Origin of the sequence: Gluconobacter cerinus (genome assembly GCF_002723935.1) — a bacterium.
Taxonomy (GTDB): domain Bacteria; phylum Pseudomonadota; class Alphaproteobacteria; order Acetobacterales; family Acetobacteraceae; genus Gluconobacter; species Gluconobacter cerinus.
On the sequence record NZ_BEWM01000027.1, the window covers coordinates 1 to 6,256 of the forward strand.

At 62.1% G+C, this 6,256-nt stretch carries 8 protein-coding genes and 1 pseudogene; all 9 read left to right on the plus strand.

Translation table 11 applies throughout. The annotated features are described in order from the left end of the window. The first annotated feature begins 122 nt into the window (after window positions 1-122). Complete coding sequence (locus tag GCE01_RS16235; protein ID WP_099213667.1) at window positions 123-1,991, plus strand: ParB/RepB/Spo0J family partition protein; 1,869 nt, start codon at window positions 123-125, stop codon at window positions 1,989-1,991. A gap of 187 nt (window positions 1,992-2,178) precedes the next feature. Further along, complete coding sequence (locus GCE01_RS16240; protein WP_099213668.1) at window positions 2,179-2,859, plus strand: LPD29 domain-containing protein; 681 nt, start codon at window positions 2,179-2,181, stop codon at window positions 2,857-2,859. A 71-nt stretch (window positions 2,860-2,930) separates the two neighbouring features. Further along, window positions 2,931-3,338, plus strand: a complete 408-nt coding sequence (locus GCE01_RS16245; protein WP_099213669.1) for a hypothetical protein — start codon at window positions 2,931-2,933, stop codon at window positions 3,336-3,338. Between the two features lie 195 nt (window positions 3,339-3,533). Further along, complete coding sequence (locus tag GCE01_RS17380; protein ID WP_277352348.1) at window positions 3,534-3,662, plus strand: hypothetical protein; 129 nt, start codon at window positions 3,534-3,536, stop codon at window positions 3,660-3,662. A gap of 32 nt (window positions 3,663-3,694) precedes the next feature. Beyond that, window positions 3,695-4,045 carry a hypothetical protein gene (locus GCE01_RS16255; protein ID WP_099213671.1) on the plus strand — a complete coding sequence of 117 codons (351 nt, stop codon included), beginning with the start codon at window positions 3,695-3,697 and terminating at the stop codon, window positions 4,043-4,045. Further along, the gene (locus GCE01_RS16260; protein WP_099213672.1) at window positions 4,042-4,563 is read left to right on the plus strand and encodes a hypothetical protein; all 522 of its coding nucleotides are present in this window, start codon (window positions 4,042-4,044) and stop codon (window positions 4,561-4,563) included. Before GCE01_RS16255 ends, GCE01_RS16260 begins: the two co-directional genes overlap by 4 nt. A 26-nt stretch (window positions 4,564-4,589) precedes the next feature. Next, a complete protein-coding gene (ssb, locus tag GCE01_RS16265; protein WP_099213673.1) occupies window positions 4,590-4,940 on the plus strand; it encodes a single-stranded DNA-binding protein in 351 nt (116 codons plus the stop codon). 91 nt (window positions 4,941-5,031) lie between these two features. After that, window positions 5,032-5,892 carry a hypothetical protein gene (locus GCE01_RS16270; protein WP_099213674.1) on the plus strand — a complete coding sequence of 287 codons (861 nt, stop codon included), beginning with the start codon at window positions 5,032-5,034 and terminating at the stop codon, window positions 5,890-5,892. 103 nt (window positions 5,893-5,995) lie between these two features. Continuing rightward, window positions 5,996-6,256 (plus strand): annotated as a pseudogene (locus GCE01_RS16275) (DUF3991 and TOPRIM domain-containing protein); the annotation flags it as partial.

Consider the following 6,256-nt stretch of genomic DNA (forward strand, 5'->3'; position numbering starts at 1 on the left):
GGGGCTGTCACGAACCAGCCAGCCGCGCAAGGCTCAGGCCGGGCGCGCTTCGCGCGGCCTTGCGCGGCTGGCTGGCCCGTGACGCGGGAGGGACATCTGAAAAATCATAGAAAGAGCGTTCCATGGCCGAGCTTCGCCGCGTTGATCCGAAAACCCTTGTGCCCAACCCGAACAATCCGCGCTCTTCCATCGGAAGCCTTGAGGAGCTGCGCAAACTCGCCCTGAATATCAAGGCGATTGGCATCCTTCATCCTCCGGCCGTCCGGGAACTGGAAGACGGCCGCCTCATGATCGTGGCAGGCCACCGTCGGACAGAAGGCGCCATCTATGCCGGTCTGACCGAGATCGACGTTTATGTCGGAGATCAGAGCGAAGACCTTGATGCCCTGGCCGCCGTCAGCGAGAACTTCGTGCGTCTGGACATGACGGAGCCGGAGCAGTGGAACAGCGTCACCCGCCTGCGCGAGCAGCTCGGCTATACAGACCAGCAGGTCTGTGCCGCCCTGATGGTCACGCCGAGCTATCTCAAGCGTCTCAGCCTTCTGGCGAAGCTGCACCCGCCCATTCTGGATGCCATCGCCCTCGGCCGAGGCCCTGATGAGCGGCAGCGCAAGATCATCGCGCAGGCCTCTCTGGACGAGCAGCGTGACGCATGGGCGGAAATGTTTTCCGAAAGCGCCGAAGACGACGAGGATCCGGCCGAGTATCGCGTGAAGGCGGAAGATCCGGAGGACACCGTGGCCTGGGGCGCCCTTGCCCGGAATCTTGAACAGAAGGAATGGTACGCCCGCAACGCCAGGTTTGGCGACGATCTTGCCCGCAAGCACAAGATTGTCTGGATGGAAGATCTGTTTGCCGAGCCCGGAACGGACAGCCGCTACACGCTCGATGCCACGGCTTACGCGGCAGCGCAGCAGGAGTGGCTGGACAATGAGCGGCCCGAAAACTCCATTGTCCTGGTCTCGGACGAGTACGGATACGTCCGCGCGCCCGAAGGTTTCATCACCATGGGAACATGGATGGCGACACAGGAGGGTGAGGTCATGGGTTACGGGCTCAATCCCCGCACCCTGAAGATCGTGGAAGAACGCTGTCGCCCTTCTGTTGCCTTCACACAGAGTCACGCGACCGGATCCGGAGAGCCCGAGGCCCCCAAGGAACGCCCCGACGTTTCCGGGACCGGCCACAAGATGATCGGCGAGATCCGCACCGTCGCCTTGCGCGAAGCCCTCGGCGAGGTGGCCGAGACGGCCGATCCATGGGAGCTGATCGCAGCCCTTCTGCTGGCGCTGGAAGCCGAGAATGTCCGTGTCCATGGAGATGCCAGCGGGAACAACTGGTCAGAGCCAACCGCGCGCACGCTCGCGATGGCTGACCTGTTCCCCGAAGGCAGCCTTGTCCGCGACGAAAAGCTGATCCGACGCCATGCTGTCACCGTCCTGCAAAGCATCCTGAACTGCGATGTGTCGATGCACAGCGGCAGCGGTCTGCCCGCGCAGCTCGTGGGCGTTCTGTTCGGTGCCGACCAGAAGATGCCGAGCATGGCCTTTGAGGCGTTCCTCAAATGCTACAGCAAGCCCGGCATTACCAAAGCCGTGCAGGCAGAAGGGCTTGCGCCGCAGAACACCGGCAAGGAGATGCGTGCGGCCCTCATGAACCATGTCGGGGAGGGCCATTGGCTGCCCGAGGTGGCGTCCTTTGCGCAGGCGCAGGACGTCTGGGCGCAAAAGCAGAAGAAAAAACAGGCGAAGATCCGCGAGCTGGAAAGCGTGGTGGACGACGAGGACCTGGACGAGATGTCTGAGGATGACTTCGATGGAGCAACCGATGATGAGGCCGATCTGTCGAACAACCCTGTCGTGCCAGTGACGGAGCCGGACACAGAAGAGACCTTCTCTCTGCAAGCGCCCGAGAGCGAGCCTGAGCCGTCGGAGCGTAACGAGGCCATGCAGTTCATGCGGGACCACCTCGAAATCGTGGTCGTGGCCTGAAGCAGGGAGAGGGAAAAAAAAGGAAGGGAGGGGAGGGGCGCTGCCATCGCGCTCCGTCCGGGTCAAAAGGTGGCTCCTCACCGGCTGCGCCGCTTCCGGTGCCGGCGCACGCGCCGCTTTTGACCCGGCCCTCCCGCGCTGACGCGGAAGAAGACATCACGAAAATCCAAAGGAAAAGGATCAGACGATGTTCGTCCCCTCACTCGTGCCCATTCAGGTCGGTACCCGCGTTTACACCCATCTCTACAGCCGGGGAGCCGGGATCGTCATGGCTGTTTACGGCAAGGAAAGCCCGACCACCGTGCGGTCTCTGTCGCGTGGCGGGGCCATCGTGTCGGGCGGGAGCGCCTCCTACGATATCGTCTTTGCCTGCGGCTCGATCTCCCGTCGTCTGCCCGAGGCCATTCTGCGCGGTGTCCAGTGGCGGATCGAAGCCGACAAGAAACTGGCAAGCGCTGAGGAGATCGCCTTCCTCCGCACCCATGCCGAAGAGGTTGAGGCTGAGAAGGTGGCAGCCGAAGCGCGCGCGAAAGCCGAACATGCTGCCGAGGTCGCAGCACTCCGCGTCAATCCCGACTATGCCCATCTGGAGCAGGGCGACGACAGCAGCGGCACGCTGGCGGCCAAAAACATCCGCCGGATGCTGAAGAAGGCTTTCCCGAAGGTGAAGTTTTCCGTCCGCAAAAGCCACTACGGCAGTGTGACCGTGCGGACCGAGGAAGATCTGGACGAGACGGCGACCGAAACCCTCCAGGCCATCACCTCGCGGTTCAAGTCCGGATATTACGACTGGCAGTCTGACTGCCATCTGACGAGCAACAGCCCCTGGCAGGATGTGTTCGGCAGCTCCGAATTTGTGAGCGACTGAGCCTCTCTTTTTTCGTCTGCCCTTCAAGGCCGCCCGCTCCGGGGCGGCCTTTTCCATTTCTGGAGCCCGACATGCCTGTTTTTATTGTGACGCTCAGCGAACGCCAGCTTCTCTCCGATCGCGTCAACTTTCAGGTCGAGGCCGACACGGCCGAGGCAGCCGGTCAACTTGTGCTGGACGCGACGGCCGACGAGGCGAATGAAAGCGGGTTGCGCCCGGTTCGCCTGCCAGACGGTCAGAGCGCCGTTCTCGAACCCGACGACGTGGACGGCAATGAGGTCTCGGTGTCCGTCCGCCCGGTCGATCAGCCGGACGCCGTGGCCATGCAGATCGGTGCGTGCTGGCATCTGGATCTCTCCGTCCCTGAAGCGCGCCGCCTTCTGCCGGTTCTGACCGGGGCCATCGTGGACGAGGACGATCCTGTGACGCGCGCGCTCTGTGCCCGCCTGGCGCGGCAGGTCGCCAATCTCGCGCAGTAGGAGACGGGAAAAGAAAAAGGGGGAAGGGAAAAAGGAGAGGGCAGGCACCACACCGGAGCCTGTCTGGCAAAGGGTGGGTCGGCCGTGTCCTCGCTGCGCTGCGGGTCGTCCGATCCCGCTGCGTTGCAGCGCCTTTGCCAGCTAGTCCCCGCTGCGGTCGCCGGAAAGGGTCATGGAAGAAAAAAGGAGAATGACATGGCCGACATTTCCGATCTGCGTCCCCGCAACCGCACAGAATGGCTTGAACTGGCCGAGTTCGTGGCAGGCATCGTGCTTTTCGCAGCCTTCATCGTTCTGGTGGTGGTGCTCCCCTCCTTCCTTTGAGAACCCCGAGATCAGGCGCTGTGGAGATCACCATGCCGACATACACGCTCGCCGCAATTCCTGCGGCCTCTCACGGGAGCTTAATCTCCTGTTCATCTCCGGCCCGTTACAAAAAGACGCGGATCGAGGCGGCTGACCTTGCAGGGATCCGGGCAGCCGTTGCCGAGTACGGCACGCGCCTGCACGATGATTACCCGGAGGTCTCCTTCCTTGTGTCTGTCACACCCGAGCGCGGGGGAGATCATCCCAAAGGTTTCAGCGAGGCCCGCTGGACAGGATCCCTCGGCACCGAACACTGGATCAGGGTCATCCCTGAAGACACACCGTTCAAAGCCTATCTCGCCGAGGTCGAGGCGATGCTCGCCCATGAGGTGCGCTCATGAACGGACCGGAGCCAGCGTCCCTCGCGTGTCCTACGCTGCGACGGCCACCGATCCAGCCTCAGGGCCTCACCGCAACGCAGTTCAGCGACGCGGCCGAGAAGGCGAAGATCGGGAACGCGCTGCTGTCATTCATCGCACGCGGATTTCCGCAGAGTGCGTGGAACCGCACGCTCTACAACCGGCTGAGCCAGATGTTCGGGCATATCGCCCATTACGACATCCACGGCTTCTGGGGGGCGCAGTTTTCCACGACACAGGCGCGTCTGGGCTTTCTGCGCAGCATCGTCCTGTACGGCTGTTATGGCGATCCTGCCTGGACCTGGTCGGACGTCGAACGCGATATCCGCAACCGCATCATCGGCAGCGGCCTGATCGACGCCTACACGCGCGCCCTTGCCGCCGAGCAGGAGGCACGCGACCGAGCCGATCTGGCGCGTCTGGCTGACCGCTTCCGGATCGCCCTGCCAACCACACATCAGACTCCCCCTGCCGCGCCCGTGCAGGCCGAGCTTTTCTGACACGGGCAAGCGAAAAGGACAGAACAATGGCTCAGACCTTCAGCCTTGTCATCGTCATTGGCAATCTGGGTGCGGATCCGGAGATCCGCACAGGGCAGGACGGACACCGCGTGGCCCTCTTTCGTCTGGCAACGGACAGCCAGCGCACCGACACTACGACTGGTCGCCGCGTCCCGCAGACGGTGTGGCACAGGGTCGTCTGCCACAATGACTTTCTGACCGATCTGCTCGAACAACGCGCCCGCAAGGGTCAGCTCGTGTTCGTGCGCGGCGCTTACGAAGTCCGCGTCCGCACGGATCAGGGGCCGCCCGAGCCCGAGATCGTAGTCAGCGCACAGGACGGGGATGTGAAGATCCTCTTCGATCCCGGGCGCTGACCCTCCTTTCTTTGAAACGCACATGCAAACCGGCCCTGGAGCCGGTCTTTTTATACCCGCTTCCTGAAGGAGGCGGGTTTCAGGAGGCTTTATGTTCTATTCGACGCCCGCGCCCCTCACAGTCCCTCGCAGTCAGGCGCGCGCCCTGAGTGTGCGCCTCATGGCAGAGGCCGTGTTCCTGGAAGACACGGATCAGTCCCTCATGCTGCCATCGCGCCTGACGGCCGGTTTCCGCCGCAAGGCCGCGACGCTGCGCCGCCGCTCGCAGGAGAAGCTCCTGGACAGCCTCGATCGTCGGAAGGTGTGGCATGAGGACGGCAACGGTGGACCGCCGCGCGTATTCACGCCGTTTCTGGGAAGGAAAAACGCGGTTCTCACAGGCCGTGAGACGCACACTGGCGGACCTGGAGCGACAGAAAGGGCAGACGAAGAAGGACGAAGACGGGATGGCCGACACAGGGCCTTCGAAAAAAAGCTGAGGCCGGGGGCATCAGTCGCAGATGGCACGGGCAGACTGGTGATACTTCTTGAAGGATCTGTTCATGCCGTATCATCAGACGTTGCCGCTTCAACCACCCCTTGCGGGGTGGCACGGAGCAGTGTTCCGACCTCGCCGTCATGCGATCAGTGTGACAGTCACGGTCCGAGGGTCTCAAGACAACCCTTCGGGCTCCAGACCGCGTCTTTCGTCAAAAGAGGGCCGCGTTCATCGCAGGACGTTGTCCCGCGCTGCCCGCAACCCGCTTTTGCCGATCCGCAGTCTTCCGGTCCTGACACCCTCGGCCCGCAACTGTCGTGTTCCTGGCAGGACGGGACGAGAAAAACGTCTCCACACATCTCCTTTCAGCGGCAACACCGGGGGCTGCGCTGCCCCCGAAACCCCCGCAGGACGAACAAGAAAAACTGGTTTTTGTCGCTCTGGACGCGAGAACTATTTCATCCGATCAAGTAAATATATTCTGCGCTATTCTGTTGTATTCATTGGATATTACGGCGGGAATTTACTATACTTTTCACAGATCGAAAGTAACGGACGTTCGGGAGGATATTCCGCCATGGCTTACCAGAACTCGCCTCAGCAGATGAACGACGAACTCCAGAAGTTTCGTGACGAGATCAGTTGTATCGTTGTTCTGGAGCAGGCCGGTTACAGGTTCGTCCGCTCCGAAAGCTCGGCCCGTCACATGCGTTTTCGTCGCGTGAAAGGCGAGAGCATCATCGTGACCCACGGTGGCAAGGGCTGGTGGGATCCGCACAATTCCTCTTCGATCGTCAAAGGCTCGGTCATCGACCTGGTCCGCTTTCTCAATCCGGGC

Excerpts from the sequence above, each read along its gene's own strand:
- ssb (WP_099213673.1), top strand. The coding sequence starts at position 4,590 with ATGGCTCAGACCTTCAGCCTTGTCATCGTCATTGGCAATCTGGGTGCG.
- GCE01_RS16245 (WP_099213669.1), top strand. The coding sequence starts at position 2,931 with ATGCCTGTTTTTATTGTGACGCTCAGCGAACGCCAGCTTCTCTCCGAT.
- GCE01_RS16255 (WP_099213671.1), top strand. The coding sequence starts at position 3,695 with ATGCCGACATACACGCTCGCCGCAATTCCTGCGGCCTCTCACGGGAGC.
- GCE01_RS16260 (WP_099213672.1), top strand. The coding sequence starts at position 4,042 with ATGAACGGACCGGAGCCAGCGTCCCTCGCGTGTCCTACGCTGCGACGG.
- GCE01_RS17380 (WP_277352348.1), top strand. The coding sequence starts at position 3,534 with ATGGCCGACATTTCCGATCTGCGTCCCCGCAACCGCACAGAATGGCTT.
- GCE01_RS16240 (WP_099213668.1), top strand. The coding sequence starts at position 2,179 with ATGTTCGTCCCCTCACTCGTGCCCATTCAGGTCGGTACCCGCGTTTAC.
- GCE01_RS16235 (WP_099213667.1), top strand. The coding sequence starts at position 123 with ATGGCCGAGCTTCGCCGCGTTGATCCGAAAACCCTTGTGCCCAACCCG.
- GCE01_RS16270 (WP_099213674.1), top strand. The coding sequence starts at position 5,032 with ATGTTCTATTCGACGCCCGCGCCCCTCACAGTCCCTCGCAGTCAGGCG.